This window comes from uncultured Pigmentiphaga sp. (assembly GCF_937950555.1).
Classification (GTDB): Bacteria; Pseudomonadota; Gammaproteobacteria; order Burkholderiales; family Burkholderiaceae_B; genus Pigmentiphaga.
The window spans coordinates 76344-91961 of sequence record NZ_CALFCW010000014.1; the positions used below are offsets into that span (position 1 = coordinate 76344).

A 15618-nucleotide genomic window follows, 5' to 3' on the forward strand; every position below is an offset into this window, starting at 1 on the left:
GGGAAGAGAAACGAATGTCGAGTAACACTGTCGCCCAGTTCGCAAATGAGCTGAAATTGCCCGCCAATGTACTGCTGGAACAGCTGCGCGCCGCGGGCGTAAGCATCAATTCGGTCGACGACACCGTCACCGAAAGCGACAAGGCACAACTGCTCGAATCGTTGCGCCGCGCCCACGGTGCGTCGGAAGACCGCAAGAAAATCACGGTGACCCGCAAGCAGACTTCCGAGATCAAGCAGGCCGACGCCACCGGCAAGGCCCGCACGATCCAGGTCGAGGTCCGCAAGAAGCGCGTGTTCATCAAGCGCGATATAGCCGACGGCGCCGAAGCCGAGTCGGGCACGCCGGTTCGTGCTGACGAGGAAACGCGCGCTACGGCCGACGCCGAAGCGGCCGCGCGCGAGCAGGAAGAAGCCCGTGCGCGCGCGGAGGCCGAGGAGCGCGAGCGTCGCGAAGCCGAGGCCCGCCTGCGCGAGGCGGAGGAAAAGGCCCGCCAGGAGGCCGAACGAGCAGCCAAGGAAGCCGAGCGAGCCGCGGCGGAAGCCGAACGAGCCAAACAGGCTGCCGCCGAGGCGGCAGCTGCCCAATCCACCCACCCTGCCGTGCCCGAGGGAGGGGCTGCAGTGAGCGATGTCGTAGCAAGCCAGGCTGCGTCGAGCGCCGAGGCGGCGCGCGTCAAGGCCGACGAGGCCCGTAAGAAAGCCGAAGAAATGCGTCAGGCCGATGCCAAGGCCGCAGAGGCGCGCGAGAGGGCGCGTCGCGCCGCCGAGGCGGAAGCCGCGGCCCTGCGCGAGATGCTGAACCGTCCGCGCAAGGTCCTGCACGCGCCGCAGCCGCCAGCCCAACCCGCGGCACCCATCGCCGGCACGCTGCACAAGCCTGCCGCGAAGGCGGGCGCCCAGGCCCAGGATGCCAATAAGGAAAGCGCTCCGGCCAAGAAGGACGACAAGCCCGCGGCCGGCAAGAAGGTTTTGAAGGCCGGTGCGGTCGCGTCCACGTGGTCGGAAGATGCCAATCGCAAGAAGGGCCTGAAGACCCGCGGCGACGCCTCGGCCGGCGCGAGCCGTGACGGATGGCGCGGCGGCGGCCGCGGTGGAAAGCACCGCCAGCAGGAACAGAAGCAGCACCAACAGGTCGTCGAGAACATCGTGCGCGAAGTGCACGTGCCCGAGACGATCTCGGTGGCCGACCTTGCCCACAAGATGGCGGTCAAGGCTGCCGAGGTGATCAAGGTGCTCATGAAGATGGGCCAGATGGTCACCATCAACCAGGTGCTGGACCAAGAAACCGCGATGATCGTGGTCGAAGAGCTCGGGCATACCGCGATCGCCGCGAAGCTGGACGATCCGGAGGCATTCCTCGACGAGGCGCCCGCCACCGACGCGGCCCAGCTGCCGCGCGCGCCGGTCGTCACCGTCATGGGCCACGTCGACCACGGCAAGACCTCGCTGCTGGACTACATCCGCCGTTCGAAGGTCGCTTCGGGCGAGGCCGGTGGCATTACCCAGCACATCGGCGCGTATCACGTGGAAACCGAACGCGGCGTGATCACCTTCCTCGACACCCCGGGCCACGAGGCGTTCACCGCGATGCGCGCGCGTGGCGCCCAGGCCACGGATATCGTGATCCTGGTGGTCGCTGCCGATGACGGCGTGATGCCCCAGACCAAGGAGGCGATCCATCACGCCAAGGCAGCGGGCGTGCCCATCGTCGTGGCGGTCAACAAGATCGACAAGCCCGAGGCCAACCCCGAGCGCGTCAAGCAGGAGCTGGTTGCCGAAGAGGTCGTGCCCGAAGAGTACGGTGGCGATTCGCCGTTCGTGCCTGTGTCCGCCAAGACCGGTGCCGGCATCGACGAGCTGCTCGAACAAGTGTTGCTGCAGGCCGAAATCCTGGAGCTGAAGGCGCCCGTGGATGCGCCGGCCAAGGGGCTGGTGATCGAGGCCAAGCTCGACAAGGGCCGCGGGCCGGTCGCCACCATCCTGGTCCAGAGCGGGACGCTCAAGCGCGGCGACGTCGTGTTGGCCGGCGCGAGCTTCGGCCGCGTGCGCGCCATGCTCAACGAGGTTGGCAAGCCGATCACCGAGGCGGGGCCGTCGATTCCCGTCGAGATCCAGGGCCTAACCGAGGTGCCAGCCGCCGGCGACGAGCTCATCGTGCTCAACGACGAGCGCAAGGCCCGCGAAATCGCGCTGTTCCGCCAAGGCAAGTTCCGCGACGTCAAGCTGGCCCGCCAGCAAGCGGCCAAGCTCGAGTCCTTGTTCGAGAACATGGGCGAAGGCGTGCAGACGCTCCCGCTCATCGTCAAGACCGACGTGCAGGGCTCGCAGGAGGCGTTGGTGCAGGCGCTCACGAAGCTCTCCACCGACGAGGTGCGCGTGCAGGTCGTGCACGCCGCGGTCGGGGGCGTTTCCGAGAGCGACATCAACCTGGCCATCGCTTCCAAGGCCGTGGTCATCGCGTTCAACGTGCGGGCCGATGCCAGCGCCAAGAAGCTGGCCGAAAACAACGGTGTCGACGTGCGCTACTACAACATCATCTATGACGCCGTAGATGACGTGAAGTCGGCCATGTCGGGCATGTTGGCTCCGGAAAAGCGCGAAGAGGTCATAGGCCTGGTCGAGATCCGCGAGGTCTACCACGTCTCGCGCATCGGCAACATCGCCGGCTGCATGGTGCTCGACGGCGTGGTGCGCCGCAACTCGCAGGTCCGCCTGCTGCGCAACAACGTGGTCATGTGGACGGGCGAAGTCGATTCGCTGCGCCGGTTCAAGGACGACGTGCGCGAAGTCAAGGCTGGCTTCGACTGCGGCCTTACGCTGCGCAACTACAACGACATCGCGATCGGCGACCAGCTCGAGGTGTTCGAGGTGAAGGAAGTGGCACGCACGCTGTAAAGGGCGCGTCGTAGATACATGAGTCGTCATAGACAGAGAAAGGTGCCGGGCGGCCGCAACCAGCGGCTCGCCGACCAGATCCAGAAGGATCTGGCCGAGATGATCCAGCGCGAGGTCGACGTGAGCCGCGCGGGCTTGGTCACGCTCACGGGTGTGGATCTGTCCGCCGACTACGCCCATGCCAAGGTTTACTTCACCGTCATGGGGGCCGAGCCGGCCGATGCCGAAGCGGCCCTGAACGAGAAGGCGGGCTGGCTGCATTCGCTGCTCTTCAAGCGCTTGCACATCCACACAGTGCCCACGCTGCGTTTCGTGCACGACCGGCAGATGTCGCGCGGCATCGCCATGAGCCAGCTCATTACCCAGGCCAACACGCCGGGGGTCAAGGCCGACGCGATCGAGGCTTCCCGCTCGGCCGAGGACGGCCGCGAGGAAATTGAGCCGGCCGAACCGTCCGCGCCTGACGACGATCGCGCGTAAGCCGCGCTGCGTCTTTTTATTTCGACGATTGCGATGGCTTCCCGACGCGGACGTGCGCTGGACGGTGTGTTGTTGCTGGATAAACCCGAGGGCTTGTCCAGCAACCATGCGCTGCAGCGGGCGCGCCGCATTCTGGATGCGCGCAAGGCCGGACATACGGGAACGCTGGATCCGTTCGCGACGGGACTCATGGTGCTCTGCTTTGGCGAAGCGACCAAGTTCTCCGGCGCCATGTTCCATGCCGACAAGCGTTATACGGCCACGCTCGCGCTGGGCGAGGAAACGGATAGCGGCGATTGCACCGGCCTGCCGGTTGCTTTTCCGGGGCAAGAGCCCGGTCGCGTCGTGGACGAAGCTGAGCTGCGCGATGTGCTGCGCCGATTCGTCGGCAGGATCTCCCAGGTTCCGCCCATGTATTCGGCACTCAAGCGCGACGGCAAGCCGCTGTACGAGTACGCGCGCGAGGGCGTCACGCTCGAGCGCGAGCCGCGCGAGGTCCATATCTACGAACTGGAACTCGTGTCGATGCAGGGTCGCGCCGCGACGATAGACGTGCGTTGCAGCAAGGGGACTTACATCCGCACGCTTGCCCAAGACATCGGTCGGGCACTGGGCTGCGGCGCCCATCTCACGGCGTTGCGGCGCACGAGTACCGCCGGCTTTGGCTTGGAGCAGGCATGGACGTTGGAGGCCCTGGAGTCCTTGGACGATCCAGCGTCGGCCCTGCTTGCGGCGGACAAGATGCTGGAAGACCTGGACGCCGTGACGCTCGACGCGGCCGCGGCATCCCGCTTCATGCAGGGGCGCAAGCAAAGTGCGGCGGCGGTCGGTGCGTCGGGCTCGACCGACAAGGTTCGGGTATACGACCCGCAAGGAAAGTTTCTGGGAACGGCCCGTCGCGAGGACGGCTGGCTGCAGCCAGATAGATTGATTTCATTCAAGGAAACGACATGACACGCGCATTGCGCAACGTGGCGATCATCGCGCACGTGGACCATGGCAAGACCACTTTGGTGGACCAGCTGCTCCGGCAGGCGGGAACGTTCCGTGAGAACGAGCAGGTCGCCGAACGCGTCATGGATTCCAATGACATCGAAAAAGAGCGCGGCATCACGATTTTGGCCAAGAACTGTGCGGTCGAATACCAAGGCACGCACATCAACATCGTCGACACCCCGGGGCACGCGGACTTCGGTGGCGAAGTGGAGCGCGTGCTTTCCATGGTCGACGGCGTGCTGCTGTTGGTCGATGCCGTCGAAGGCCCCATGCCGCAAACGCGCTTCGTCACGCGCAAGGCGCTGGCCCTGGGGCTCAAGCCCATCGTGGTCATCAATAAGATCGACCGCCCCGGCGCCCGTCCAGATTGGGTCATCAACCAGACCTTCGATCTATTCGACAAGCTGGGCGCAACGGAAGAGCAGCTGGACTTTCCGGTCGTCTATGCTTCCGGCCTGAACGGCTACGCCGGCCTGAGCGCCGACGTGCGCGACGGCGACATGAAGCCCTTGTTCGACGTCATCCTGGACAAGGTGCCCGTGCGCGCCGACGATGCCGACGGCCCCCTGCAATTGCAGATCGTTTCGCTGGATTACTCGAGCTACGTGGGCAAGATCGGCATCGGCCGCATCAACCGCGGTCGCGTCCGCCCGTTGCAGGACGTGGTGGTCAAGTTCGGCCCGGAAGGCGAACCCATCAAGGGACGCGTCAACCAAGTGCTCAAGTTCCGCGGACTCGAGCGCGAAATCGTGCCCGAGGCGCAAGCCGGCGACATCGTGCTCATCAACGGCATCGACGAGTTGGGAATAGGCTGCACCGTCTGCGCGCCCGAGGCGCCTGAGGCGCTGCCGATGATCAAGGTGGACGAACCCACCCTGACCATGAACTTCTGCGTGAACACGTCGCCGCTGGCGGGCCGGGAAGGCAAGTTCGTCACCAGCCGGCAATTGCGCGAGCGCCTGGAGCGCGAGCTCAAGTCCAACGTAGCGCTGCGCGTGCGCGACACCGGAGACGATACGGTGTTCGAAGTGTCAGGCCGCGGCGAGCTGCACCTGACCATTCTGCTGGAGAATATGCGGCGTGAGGGTTACGAGCTGGCCGTCTCCCGCCCGCGCGTGGTGTACAAGGAAATCGACGGCGTCAAGTGCGAGCCCTACGAGCTCCTCACGGTGGACGTCGAAGACGGCCACCAGGGGGCCGTGATGGAGGAGCTGGGCCGCCGCAAGGGCGAGCTGCTCGACATGGCCTCGGACGGCAAGGGCCGCACCCGGCTGGAATACCGCATTCCTGCGCGCGGCCTGATCGGCTTCCAGGGTGAGTTCCTTACCCTGACGCGGGGCACGGGCCTGATGAGCCACGTGTTCGACGAATATGCGCCGGTTCGCGAGGGCACGTTGGGCGAACGCCGCAACGGCGTGCTCATCAGCCAGGAGGACGGCGACGCCGTGGCCTATGCATTATGGAAGCTGCAGGAGCGTGGCCGCATGTTCGTCTCGCCGGGCGAAGCACTGTACGAAGGCATGATCATCGGCATCCATAGCCGCGACAACGACTTGGTCGTCAATCCGATCAAGGGCAAGCAGCTCACGAACATTCGCGCGTCGGGCAGCGATGAAGCCGTGCGCCTGATTCCGCCTATCCAGCTTACGCTGGAGTACGCGGTGGAATTCATCGCGGACGACGAGCTGGTCGAAATCACGCCCAAGAGCATACGCCTGAGGAAAAAGCACCTGAAGGAGCACGAGCGCAAGCGCGCAAGCCGCGAAGCGGCCTGAGCCCGCGCAGGAGCGTGAGGAGAAAAGGGGGCGAGCAGCCCCCTTTCTCTTTTGAGGCGAACCGTGTTTCGCCCATACAGATCCCGCCCGGCATGCCGTTAATGGTAGGCATGGTTTTTCGTTTCCGGGCTGGCGCGCATTGCACCGGCCTGTGCGAGCAAGGGGTCTCAATGAGTGCGGTAATGCATGATACAAGTCGCTATTCCGCCGGCGCGGGAGGCGACGTTTCGGCGTCCATCGTGAACCGGCTGTCCTTGCGGGGCAAGCTGTGGGCGCTGGTGGCCTTGGCGGTCATCCTGCTCCTGGTCGACCGCGGCTGGGCGCTCTACCACGACAGGCAAGTGCTATTGGATTCCAAGAAGGCCGAAATCCTGGCCGTGGCGCAAGGTGCCTGGAGCGTCGCCAACCATTACTACGAGCTGCAGCGGAAGGGGGTGATGAGCCGGGAGCAAGCGCAGGAGGCCGCCAAGACGGCGCTACTCGGGTTCCGGTACGGCGGGGGCAACGGCAAGGCGGAATATGTCTTCATCACCGACGCCGACGGCATCATGGTGATGAACGGCGGCAATCCTGCGCTCGTGGGCGCGGATTCGGTTGCCCTGACCGGAGACAAGCGCGACCGGGCGCTGGTGATGCAGGAGCGTTTCGCCGCCATGCGCGAAGGCGGCGGGCATGCGTTCCTGCCCGTCATGTTCGCGCGTCCCGGCGAAAGCAAGCTCATCCCCAAGCTGAACGTCTTCAAGAGCTTCGAGCCGTGGAACTGGGTCGTGGGCACCGGGGTGTACATCGATGATCTCGATGCTGCACTGTTCCGGCAACTCATGCTCGGCGCCGGCTCGACCGTGATCCTCGCAGTGGTACTGCTGCTGGGCGGCGGCTTCATTGCACGGGGAGTCATCCGGCAGATAGGCGACGAGCCGCTGGCGGTGATCGAAATCATGCGCCGGGCCGCGCTCGGCGATTTCCGGCAGCGGCTGCCGAACGCCCCACCCGGCAGCCTGCTCGATGCGTTCGCCAGCATGTCGAACTCCGTGCGCGAACTGATAGCCTCGGTGCGGGACGAGGCCGGCGCCATGAAGCGCGACGCCCAGCGCATCGCTGATTCCGTGAGCCAAGTGACGACGGCCGCCGCGCAGCAGAGCGATGCCACCTCTTCGATGGCCGCGGCTGTCGAAGAGCTGACCGTTTCCGTGGCGCACATCTCCGATGCCGCCATGCAGACGCAGCAGAACTCGGAGGGTGTCGCCGAGCGTTGCCGCAACGGCGAAGCCGGCGTCATGAGTGCAGCCGAAAGCATGAAGCGCATCGCCGCCGCCGTAGGGGAAGCGTCCGAAAAAATCCGGGGCCTGGAGGCCCGCGCCTTGCAGATCAACTCGATTGCCGCATCGATCAAGGAAATCGCGGGGCAAACCAACCTGTTGGCGCTCAACGCCGCCATCGAGGCTGCCCGGGCAGGGGAGCAGGGCCGAGGTTTCAGCGTCGTGGCGGACGAGGTCCGCAAGCTGGCCGAGCGCACGTCCTCGGCGACCGTCGAGATCGAGGAAATGGTGAGCGCCGTCCAGCGGGAAACCGCTGAATCCGCCGCCACGATGGAGCACATCCTGCCCATGGTGGCCGAAGGCACGGACCTGGCCGACCAAGTCGCCATGTCCTTGCGCGAGATCAGCTCCAGTGCCGACACCTCGCTCGAGCGCGTGCGCGAAGTGGCCCATGCTACCCGAGAGCAGTCGTCGGCCAGCACGTCCATCGCCCAGCAGGTCGAAAGCATCGCTCAGATGGTGGAAGAAACCACGGCCGCGATGCGGGAGACGACCCGGTCGGCCCAGGAGATGCGTGACATGGCCGCGCGTTTGGACGCCATGGTCGGCCGGTTCAAAGTCTGACCAGGCTGCGCCGCCGCAGCATGGTGTGCGCGGCGGCGCCAGTTCAATCGCCGGCTGAGCCCAGGCGCGCGAGCGCGTCGCCCGTCACGCGCACAATGCGCCAGTCGGGCAGCACGTCGGCTCCCATTGCGCGATAAAAATCGATGGCAGGCTGGTTCCAGTCCAAAACGCTCCACTCGAAGCGGCCGCACCCGCGTTCGACGGCGATGGCGGCGAGCGTCTTGAGCATGCGCTTGCCGAGCCCGCGACCGCGGTGGTCGGGGCGTACGTAGAGATCTTCCAAGTACAAGCCGCGCCGCCCGAGGAAGGTGGAGTAGTTATGAAAGAACAGTGCGTAGCCCACCACGCCACTGTCGACCTCGGCGACCAGGCATTCAGCGGCGGGACGGGCGCCGAACAACGCATCGAAAAGATCTTCCTCGCGCGCCTTGAATAAATGCGTCAGGTGCTCGTACTCCGCGAGTCCACGCATCAGGGACAGAACCGGACCGACGTCCTCGGGCCGTGCGGGCCGGATCGAGGCCTCGCCAGGGTGGGGCGCGAATCCTTCGCTCATATGCCCCCCAGGCACACGTACTTCAGTTCCAGGTAATCGTCCATGCCGTAGACCGAACCTTCCCGGCCGAGACCGGATTGCTTGACGCCGCCGAAAGGCGCGACTTCGTTGGAGATCAAGCCGGTATTGACGCCCACCATGCCGTATTCCAGCGCCTCGGCCACGCGGAAAATGCGCCCCACGTCGCGGCTGTAGAAGTAGGAGGCGAGGCCGAACTGCGTGTCGTTGGCGAGCCGGATGACCTCGGCTTCATCCCGGAACCGCATGACGGGCGCCACCGGACCGAAGGTTTCCTCGCGCATGCACAGCATGTCCCGCGTGACGTCCGCCAGGACCGTCGGCTCGAAAAAGCGGCCCCCCAGCGCGTGGCGCTTGCCGCCCGCCAGGACGGCAGCCCCTTTGGCGACCGCGTCGTTGACGTGTTCTTCGACCTTGGCGACGGCCGCTTCGTCGATCAGCGGCCCCTGCACGACGCCGGGGTCGAAGCCGTTGCCGACCTTCAGCGAGCGGGATTTTTCGGCCAGCTTCTGGACGAATGCATCGTAAATGTCGTCATGCACGTAGAAGCGGTTGGTGCAGACGCAGGTTTGCCCGGTATTGCGGTACTTCGAGGCGACGGCCCCGTCTACCGCGGCGTCGAGGTCGGCATCCTCGAATACGATGAACGGCGCCAGCCCGCCCAACTCCAGTGAGAGCTTCTTGATGGTGGGCGCACTTTGCTGCATGAGGATGCGGCCCACCGGCGTAGAGCCCGTGAAGCTGAGCTTGCGCACGACCGGGCTGGCGCAGAGGGTCTTGCCGAGGGCGATGGAGCGCTCGCTGCCCGCGGTGACGATGTTGAGCACGCCGGGCGGCAGGCCGGCGCGGTGCGCCAGCTCGGCGAGCGCCAGGGCGGAAAGCGGCGTCTGTTCTGCCGGCTTGAGGACCATGGTGCAGCCTGCGGCCAAGGCAGGACCCGCCTTGCGGGTAATCATGGCGAGCGGAAAGTTCCAGGGCGTGATGGCGGCGCATACTCCTATCGGTTCGCGTAGCACCAGCATGCGCGTATTGGGTGCCACCGGCGAGAGGGTGTCGCCGGCGACCCGCTTGCCTTGCTCCGCGAACCATTCGATGAACGAGGCGGCGTAGGCCACTTCGCCCTTGGCTTCGGCAAGGGGCTTGCCTTGCTCCAAGGTCATGAGGGCCGCTAGGTCATCGGCGTGGGCGAGCATCAGCTCGAACCAGCGTCGCAGGAGCGCGGCGCGATCCTTGGCCGTGCGCGCACGCCAGGGGCCGAAGGCGGCCTGTGCCGCCGCGATGGCAGCCTCCGCCTGCGCAGGTTCGACGTCCGCGACACGTGCGACCAGGGTGCCGTCAGCAGGATTGTCGACCGCGAAGCTGGCGCCGTCGCTGGCGTCGACCCAGGCACCGTTTATGTACGCCTGGGTCTTGAAAAGAGTGGGGTCAGATAGTCGAGATGGGGCGGTTGCGCAGCTCATGGCTTATCTCAGGTCTTTTTGCAGGGGGCTCCGACCTGGAGCGACCGATCCATTCTAGCGGATCGAAGCGTGGCCCATTGAGGCGCCCCGTCCGGTCCGGGGGCGGGCGCGGACCGTTGACAAGCAGCGGCGCGTCGCGAGAAGATGCAGCCTGTAACAAGCGAGGCGTAGTCCTCGCCGCCTTACGGTCGCCGCGGTGCTTTATTGGCGCGACCTTCTTGCTCACAGCGCCCGCAGTGGTGAGCGATTGTCTCTAGCAGGAAGGGCATGGAAGCCTACATTCTTGATTGGGCCAATCTGTTGCTGCGCTGGCTGCATGTGATCACCGCCATCGCCTGGATTGGCTCTTCGTTCTACTTCGTCTGGCTCGACAACAGCCTTCTGAAACCCCAGGACCCGGAACTCCTCGAGAAAGGCGTGTCGGGCGAGCTCTGGGCGGTGCACGGGGGCGGTTTCTACAACCCGCAGAAGTATCTGGTAGCGCCGAAGCAGCTGCCCGAGCATCTCCACTGGTTCTATTGGGAGAGCTACTCCACCTGGATGTCCGGCTTCGCGCTGCTGGTGGTGCTGTACCTGTTCAACGCGCGCACCTACCTCATCGATCCGAACGTCTTCAATTGGGGCCCGGCTGCGGCCGTGGTCGCTGCGCTGTGCTTCCTGGTAGTGGGGTGGCTGGTGTATGACGCCATCTGCCGCATCGCGGGTACGGGGGAGCGGGCCGACCGCACCGTGGGCATTGCCGTTGCGGTTTTCGTGGCCGCCGCGGCATGGCTCGCGTGCCACCTGTTCGCGGGCCGCGCGGCTTTCCTGATCGTGGGCGCCATGATTGCCACCATCATGAGCGCCAACGTGCTGATGGTCATCATCCCCGGGCAGCGGAAAGTCGTCGCCGCCATGCGTGCCGGCGAGCCGGTCGATCCCATCCACGGCCAGCTGGGCAAGCAGCGCAGCGTGCACAATACGTATTTCACGCTGCCGGTCCTGTTCGCCATGCTGTCCAACCACTACAGCATGGTGTATTCGGCCAAGTACAACTGGCTGGTGTTGATCGCCATCATGCTGGCGGGGGCGCTGATCCGGCAGTTTTTCGTGCTGCGCCACAAGCAGGTCTACAACTTCTGGTATCCCGCCGCCGGCGTGGCGCTGCTGGCGGCCGTGGCATGGTCGCTTGCGCCATCCGGGGCGGGCACTGGGGCGGCGGCCTTTCACGAGCCCCTGGAGCCCCAGGACATCACGCAGGTCCAGCAAGTCGTGGCCCAGCGCTGCGTGGTGTGCCACAACGCACAACTTCCCAACAAGGGCATTCAGCTGCAGACGCCGGAGCTGCTCAAGTCGCATGCGCAGGTGGTGTATCAGCAGGCCGTCGTCCAGCGCACCATGCCGTTGAATAACGCGACGGCGATGACGGAGGAAGAGCGGGCGCTGCTGGGCAGGTGGTTCCAAGCCGGCGCACCACTCGCCGCAAGCCGGTAGCACAGCAGCGGTAGCCCGGGACCGGCTGCACCAGGCATCCCGGGCGGCGCCGCAGCGCGCCGCGCTTTTTGGGGGCTGCCAATGAAACGGCCCCGGGGCGCAGGCATCCGCGCGTCCGGGGCCAGGGGTAAGTCGGGCGCCAGGGGTCAGGCCAGCGGCTTGAATCCGTACAGCCGTTCCGGGTTTTCGACCAACAGCTTATGGCGCAGCGCCGGATCCGGGCAGAAATCCAGCATCAGGTTGACCAGCTCGCCATCGTTGGGCATGTCTTTGGAGATATTGGGGTGCGGCCAGTCGGTGCCCCACAGTACGCGGTCCGGCGCGGCTTCGATGAGCTTGGCCGCGAATGGGGCGGCATCGGCAAAGGGGCGCTTGCCGACCGACACGCGCTCTCCTCCGCACACCTTCACCCAGGCCAGGGGATTCTTCATCAACTCGAGTAGCGCGCGGAAGGGCTCCTGGTCCATGCCCAGGGCCGCCTGGACGCGTCCCATGTGATCGATCACGAATGGCACGTTGATGCGGTTGATGCGATCGCGGTAGGTGACGATGTCTTGCGCGTCCAGGTGCAGCACCACGTGCCAGCCGAGTTCGCTCAGCCGCCCGATGGTCTTGTCGAAAATCTCCAGGTCGGGGGCACCTCCCAGGTGCTGGACGAAGTTGAAGCGCACGCCGCGCACGCCGCCGGCGTGCAGGTCGGCCAGCTGTTCATCGGTTTCGTTGCCGTTGACGATGGCCACGCCGAGATAGCGGCCTTCGCTGCGCGCGATGGCGTCGAGCATGGCGGAGTTGTCGTCGCCATGGCAGCTCGCCTGCACGATGACGGCGCGGTCCAGGCCCAGCCAGTCATGGAGTTGCCGCAGGCGTTCGAACGGCGCGTCGGGCGGCGTGTAGCTTCGGTCTGGATGGTACGGGAAGCGGTCGGCGGGACCGAATACGTGGCAGTGGGCATCGCACGAACCGGGAGGCAAGGGTTCGCGCGGTTTGATGGGATTCGGATCAGGTGCAGCGCAAGTTTTCATGATTCAGCAATCGTGAGTGGAGGGGAGGCCGGGTCCGGGCCCGGCCCGAGGTAGACGGCCTGAGGCGCGGCGTCAGTCTTTCAGCTCGTCCAGCGAGTCGACATAGCGCAGCCCCGCCGCCTCCAGCTTGGGGCGCATCTGGTAGATGTCCAGGCCTAGTTCGCCGGCCGCCAGGCGGGCGCGCTTGCTTTCTTCTTCCTGGATGCGTTTGTCGGCCTTCTGGATGACGGCGCTGACCTGCGCATTGGGGACGATGGCTACGCCGTCGTCATCGGCGACGATGGCATCTCCGGGATGAACCAGCGCGCCGGCACAGACGATGGGGACGTTGACCGACCCGATGGTTGCCTTGACCGTGCCGCGGGCGTTGATGGCCTTGGACCAAACCGGGAAGCGCATCTCGGTGAGCGCGGCCACGTCCCGCACGCCGGCGTCGATGATGAGGCCGCGCACGCCGCGCGCCCTGAGCGAGGTCGCGAGCAGCTCGCCGAACATGCCGTCGGCGTTCTCGGTCGTGCAGCCAACCACCAGGATGTCGCCCGGCGAGCATTGTTCGACGGCCACGTGCAGCATCCAGTTGTCGCCGGGCTGGGCGAGCACGGTCACGGCCGGGCCGGCGATCGCCGCGCCGGGGTAAATGGGACGCATGTAAGGCTTCATAAGCCCCACGCTGCGGCCCTGCGCTTCATGCACGGTGGCCACGCCCTGCGCAGCCAGCTTTTCCGCCGCGCCTTCGGGCAGCGACGGCTTTTTCCTAACGACAACACCCAACATCATGGTTCTCCAATAAGCAGGCCCATCCCCGGCAGGTTGCGGCACATGGATGGGCCCGAAGCGGGACGGCAGCGCCGGCTGTGCCGCCTGTCCGGGGCATGCCGGCATGCCCCGGGCGATCCGGCGGCTGGCGCCCGTCGGCAAGCGGATTATTGTTTTTCAATCTTGGCCATTTCAATCACCTTGCTCCATTTCTGGATCTCGGCGGCCAGGAAGCTCTGGAACTCCTTGGGCGTATTGGTTTGCGGGATCATGCCCACGTCGATCAGCTTCTTGTTGATGGCCGGATCGGCGACCACTTCGCGCACCGCCGCGCTGAGCTTTTCGATGATGGCGGGCGGGGTGTCGGCCGGGGCGGCAAGGCCGTTCCACGAAACGGCGACGTAGCCCGGTACCGTTTCGGCGATGGTGGGCGTGTCGGGGAACACCTGGCTCCGTTTCTCCGACGCGACGCCCAGCACGCGCAGGCTGCCGCCCTTGATGTTGCCGATCACGGCCGGCACGGTTTCGAACAAGACCTGCACGTTGTTGCCTTTGACGGCAGAGATCACTTCGCCGCTGGACTTGAACGGAATGGTGGGCACGGACAACCCGGCCATGGCCCGGAACATCTCGGCCGACAGGTGCTGGGTGCTACCCACGCCGATGGTGCCGAGGTTAAAGCCTTGGGGATTCTTCTTGGCGGCTTCAATGGCGTCGCCGACGGTCTTCAGCGGGCTGTTTTGGTCCACCGCCATGACGATGTCGAACGAGCCGACCATGGAAATCATCGCCAACTGCTTGACCGGGTCGTAAGGCAGCGACTTGAACAAGGAGGGGCTGACCGCCTGCTGGTTGCTGACCAGGAACAGCGTGTGGCCGTCGGGGGTGGCGCGGATGACGGTCGTCGCGCCGGTGATGCCGCCGGCGCTCGGCATGTTTTCGACGACTACCGGTTTGCCGAACTTGTCCGACAGGCCCTGGGCGACGATGCGGGCCGTGACGTCAGCCACGCCGCCAGGCCCGAAGGGCACGATCAGGCGCAGTTGCTTGGAAGGAAATTCCTGGGCATAGGCGCCTGCGGCGACCAAGGTGGCGGTAGCGCCGAGGCACAAGCGGGCGAGTAGTGTGCGGATCATTGTCTTCCTCGAGTCGTTGGTGTGGGGTGGCCCATCTTTTGATGCTGCTTGGCGCGCTGGGCGCCAAGCGGGCGAATTTGCATTGTGGACTGTAACTGGCGTTTGGAAAACGCAAATCGGGACTAGCTGTTATGCTTAAAAAACATGAATCGGGGTTTCCAAATGGACCTGAAACAGCTCGAATGCTTCGTGCGCGTGGTCGAGTTCGGCAGTGTGACGCGGGCGGCCGTCACGCTCAACCTGTCGCAGCCGGTGGTGAGCCGGCATGTGCGACAGCTCGAGATCGAGCTCAAGGAGCACCTGCTCGAGCGCAATGGCCGGGGGGTGGTGCCCACTGACGCCGGCAAGCGGCTGCTCGAGCGCGGCCGGGGCATCCTGCACCAGGTGCGCCTGGCCAAGCAGGAGATCGAAGAGCTCAGGGGCTCCCCGGCAGGCAAGGTGGTGGTCGGCATGCCGCCCAGCGTCGGCAAATCGATCACGGTGGACCTCGTCACCGATTTCCGGGCCGAGTTTCCCCGCGCGTCGCTGGGAGTGGTGGAGGCGCTGACGGTGTCCATGTACGAATGGCTGCTGCTGGGGCGCCTGGACTTTGCGCTGCTCTACAACCCGCCGGTCAGCCAGCAGGCCGTCTACGAACACGTGTGGTCCGAGGACTTGTATCTGATCGGCCGCAAAGGCCTGGGCGGCAAGGCCATGCCTGAGACTGTCAAGATGCGCGACCTGGCCCAGTACCCCTTGATCACCCCCGGGCAGCCGAATGCCATCCGCAACCTGCTGGACGTGCATTGCGCCCGGCTCGGCGTGCAGTTGTCCATCGCCCTGGAGGTGGACGCCATCGAGTCGCTGCTCGACCTCGTCGACCGGGGCATGGGGTATGCCGTACTTTCCCGCAACGCCATATACGGCCGCTCGCAGCGGCCGCACTTGCGGGCGGCGCGCATCGTCTCTCCGGGGCTGACCAGTCAGCTCGTGATCGCGACGGCCGCGCAGCGGCCGCTGACGCGCCTTGCCCAGGCCACCATGGACTTGATCAAGAAGCGCATCCAGGCGGGGGCATTGGATGGCCAGCCACCAGGGCCTGGCTCGGAGCAGCCCAGCGCCTGAGCGTGCGCTCCGCCGGCGGGAACGACTCATGCGCATTGTGGTCCGATGGCCCGAGGCCCCCT

Annotated in this window: 12 protein-coding genes; 7 read left to right on the plus strand and 5 right to left on the minus strand. The window is 65.6% G+C overall.

Annotated elements, in window-relative coordinates:
• Positions 1–14 precede the first annotated feature (14 nt).
• The 5 genes from infB to Q0319_RS02700 all read left to right on the plus strand — a co-directional run bounded on the left by infB (position 15) and on the right by Q0319_RS02700 (position 8031).
• Positions 15–2897, plus strand: coding sequence for a translation initiation factor IF-2 (gene infB, locus Q0319_RS02680; protein ID WP_299450726.1), 2883 nt, complete (start codon positions 15–17; stop codon positions 2895–2897).
• An 18-nt stretch (positions 2898–2915) separates the two neighbouring features.
• Entirely contained in the window at positions 2916–3377 is a 462-nt protein-coding gene (gene rbfA, locus Q0319_RS02685) for a 30S ribosome-binding factor RbfA (RefSeq protein WP_296462698.1), read from the plus strand.
• A gap of 33 nt (positions 3378–3410) precedes the next feature.
• On the plus strand, positions 3411–4331 hold the full coding sequence (truB, locus tag Q0319_RS02690; RefSeq protein ID WP_296462703.1) for a tRNA pseudouridine(55) synthase TruB: 921 nt from the start codon (positions 3411–3413) through the stop codon (positions 4329–4331).
• Complete coding sequence (gene typA, locus Q0319_RS02695) at positions 4328–6148, plus strand: translational GTPase TypA (protein ID WP_296462706.1); 1821 nt, start codon at positions 4328–4330, stop codon at positions 6146–6148. Before truB ends, typA begins: the two co-directional genes overlap by 4 nt.
• Positions 6149–6330: 182 nt before the next feature.
• Positions 6331–8031, plus strand: a complete 1701-nt coding sequence (locus Q0319_RS02700; protein WP_299450730.1) for a methyl-accepting chemotaxis protein — start codon at positions 6331–6333, stop codon at positions 8029–8031.
• Positions 8032–8074: 43 nt separating this feature from the next.
• Here the strand turns inward: Q0319_RS02700 and Q0319_RS02705 are convergent, their stop codons facing one another.
• Both Q0319_RS02705 and Q0319_RS02710 read right to left on the minus strand, forming a co-directional pair.
• On the minus strand, positions 8075–8587 hold the full coding sequence (locus Q0319_RS02705; RefSeq protein ID WP_296462713.1) for a GNAT family N-acetyltransferase: 513 nt from the start codon (positions 8585–8587) through the stop codon (positions 8075–8077).
• The gene (locus Q0319_RS02710) at positions 8584–10065 is read right to left on the minus strand and encodes an NAD-dependent succinate-semialdehyde dehydrogenase (protein ID WP_299450733.1); all 1482 of its coding nucleotides are present in this window, start codon (positions 10063–10065) and stop codon (positions 8584–8586) included. The genes Q0319_RS02705 and Q0319_RS02710 overlap by 4 nt, the downstream gene beginning before the upstream one ends.
• A 267-nt stretch (positions 10066–10332) precedes the next feature.
• On the opposite strand from Q0319_RS02710, the gene Q0319_RS02715 reads away from it, so the two are divergent.
• Entirely contained in the window at positions 10333–11538 is a 1206-nt protein-coding gene (locus Q0319_RS02715) for a urate hydroxylase PuuD (protein ID WP_296462721.1), read from the plus strand.
• Positions 11539–11684: 146 nt separating this feature from the next.
• Here Q0319_RS02715 and Q0319_RS02720 read toward each other — a convergent pair whose 3' ends face one another.
• The 3 genes from Q0319_RS02720 to Q0319_RS02730 all read right to left on the minus strand — a co-directional run bounded on the left by Q0319_RS02720 (position 11685) and on the right by Q0319_RS02730 (position 14452).
• On the minus strand, positions 11685–12560 hold the full coding sequence (locus Q0319_RS02720) for an amidohydrolase family protein (protein ID WP_296462723.1): 876 nt from the start codon (positions 12558–12560) through the stop codon (positions 11685–11687).
• A gap of 72 nt (positions 12561–12632) precedes the next feature.
• Positions 12633–13337, minus strand: coding sequence for a 4-carboxy-4-hydroxy-2-oxoadipate aldolase/oxaloacetate decarboxylase (locus Q0319_RS02725; protein WP_299450736.1), 705 nt, complete (start codon positions 13335–13337; stop codon positions 12633–12635).
• 146 nt (positions 13338–13483) lie between these two features.
• The gene (locus Q0319_RS02730; protein ID WP_296462727.1) at positions 13484–14452 is read right to left on the minus strand and encodes a tripartite tricarboxylate transporter substrate binding protein; all 969 of its coding nucleotides are present in this window, start codon (positions 14450–14452) and stop codon (positions 13484–13486) included.
• Between the two features lie 162 nt (positions 14453–14614).
• Here Q0319_RS02730 and Q0319_RS02735 point away from each other — a divergent pair, with 162 nt between their 5' ends.
• The gene (locus Q0319_RS02735; RefSeq protein ID WP_296462731.1) at positions 14615–15556 is read left to right on the plus strand and encodes a LysR family transcriptional regulator; all 942 of its coding nucleotides are present in this window, start codon (positions 14615–14617) and stop codon (positions 15554–15556) included.
• Positions 15557–15618 lie beyond the last annotated feature (62 nt).

Bases quoted from the DNA above. Each gene is read 5' to 3' on its own strand.
- infB (WP_299450726.1), top strand. From the start codon at position 15: ATGTCGAGTAACACTGTCGCCCAGTTCGCAAATGAGCTGAAATTGCCC.
- rbfA (WP_296462698.1), top strand. From the start codon at position 2,916: ATGAGTCGTCATAGACAGAGAAAGGTGCCGGGCGGCCGCAACCAGCGG.
- truB (WP_296462703.1), top strand. From the start codon at position 3,411: ATGGCTTCCCGACGCGGACGTGCGCTGGACGGTGTGTTGTTGCTGGAT.
- typA (WP_296462706.1), top strand. From the start codon at position 4,328: ATGACACGCGCATTGCGCAACGTGGCGATCATCGCGCACGTGGACCAT.
- Q0319_RS02700 (WP_299450730.1), top strand. From the start codon at position 6,331: ATGCATGATACAAGTCGCTATTCCGCCGGCGCGGGAGGCGACGTTTCG.
- Q0319_RS02705 (WP_296462713.1), bottom strand. From the start codon at position 8,587: ATGAGCGAAGGATTCGCGCCCCACCCTGGCGAGGCCTCGATCCGGCCC.
- Q0319_RS02710 (WP_299450733.1), bottom strand. From the start codon at position 10,065: ATGAGCTGCGCAACCGCCCCATCTCGACTATCTGACCCCACTCTTTTC.
- Q0319_RS02715 (WP_296462721.1), top strand. From the start codon at position 10,333: ATGGAAGCCTACATTCTTGATTGGGCCAATCTGTTGCTGCGCTGGCTG.
- Q0319_RS02720 (WP_296462723.1), bottom strand. From the start codon at position 12,560: ATGAAAACTTGCGCTGCACCTGATCCGAATCCCATCAAACCGCGCGAA.
- Q0319_RS02725 (WP_299450736.1), bottom strand. From the start codon at position 13,337: ATGATGTTGGGTGTTGTCGTTAGGAAAAAGCCGTCGCTGCCCGAAGGC.
- Q0319_RS02730 (WP_296462727.1), bottom strand. From the start codon at position 14,452: ATGATCCGCACACTACTCGCCCGCTTGTGCCTCGGCGCTACCGCCACC.
- Q0319_RS02735 (WP_296462731.1), top strand. From the start codon at position 14,615: ATGGACCTGAAACAGCTCGAATGCTTCGTGCGCGTGGTCGAGTTCGGC.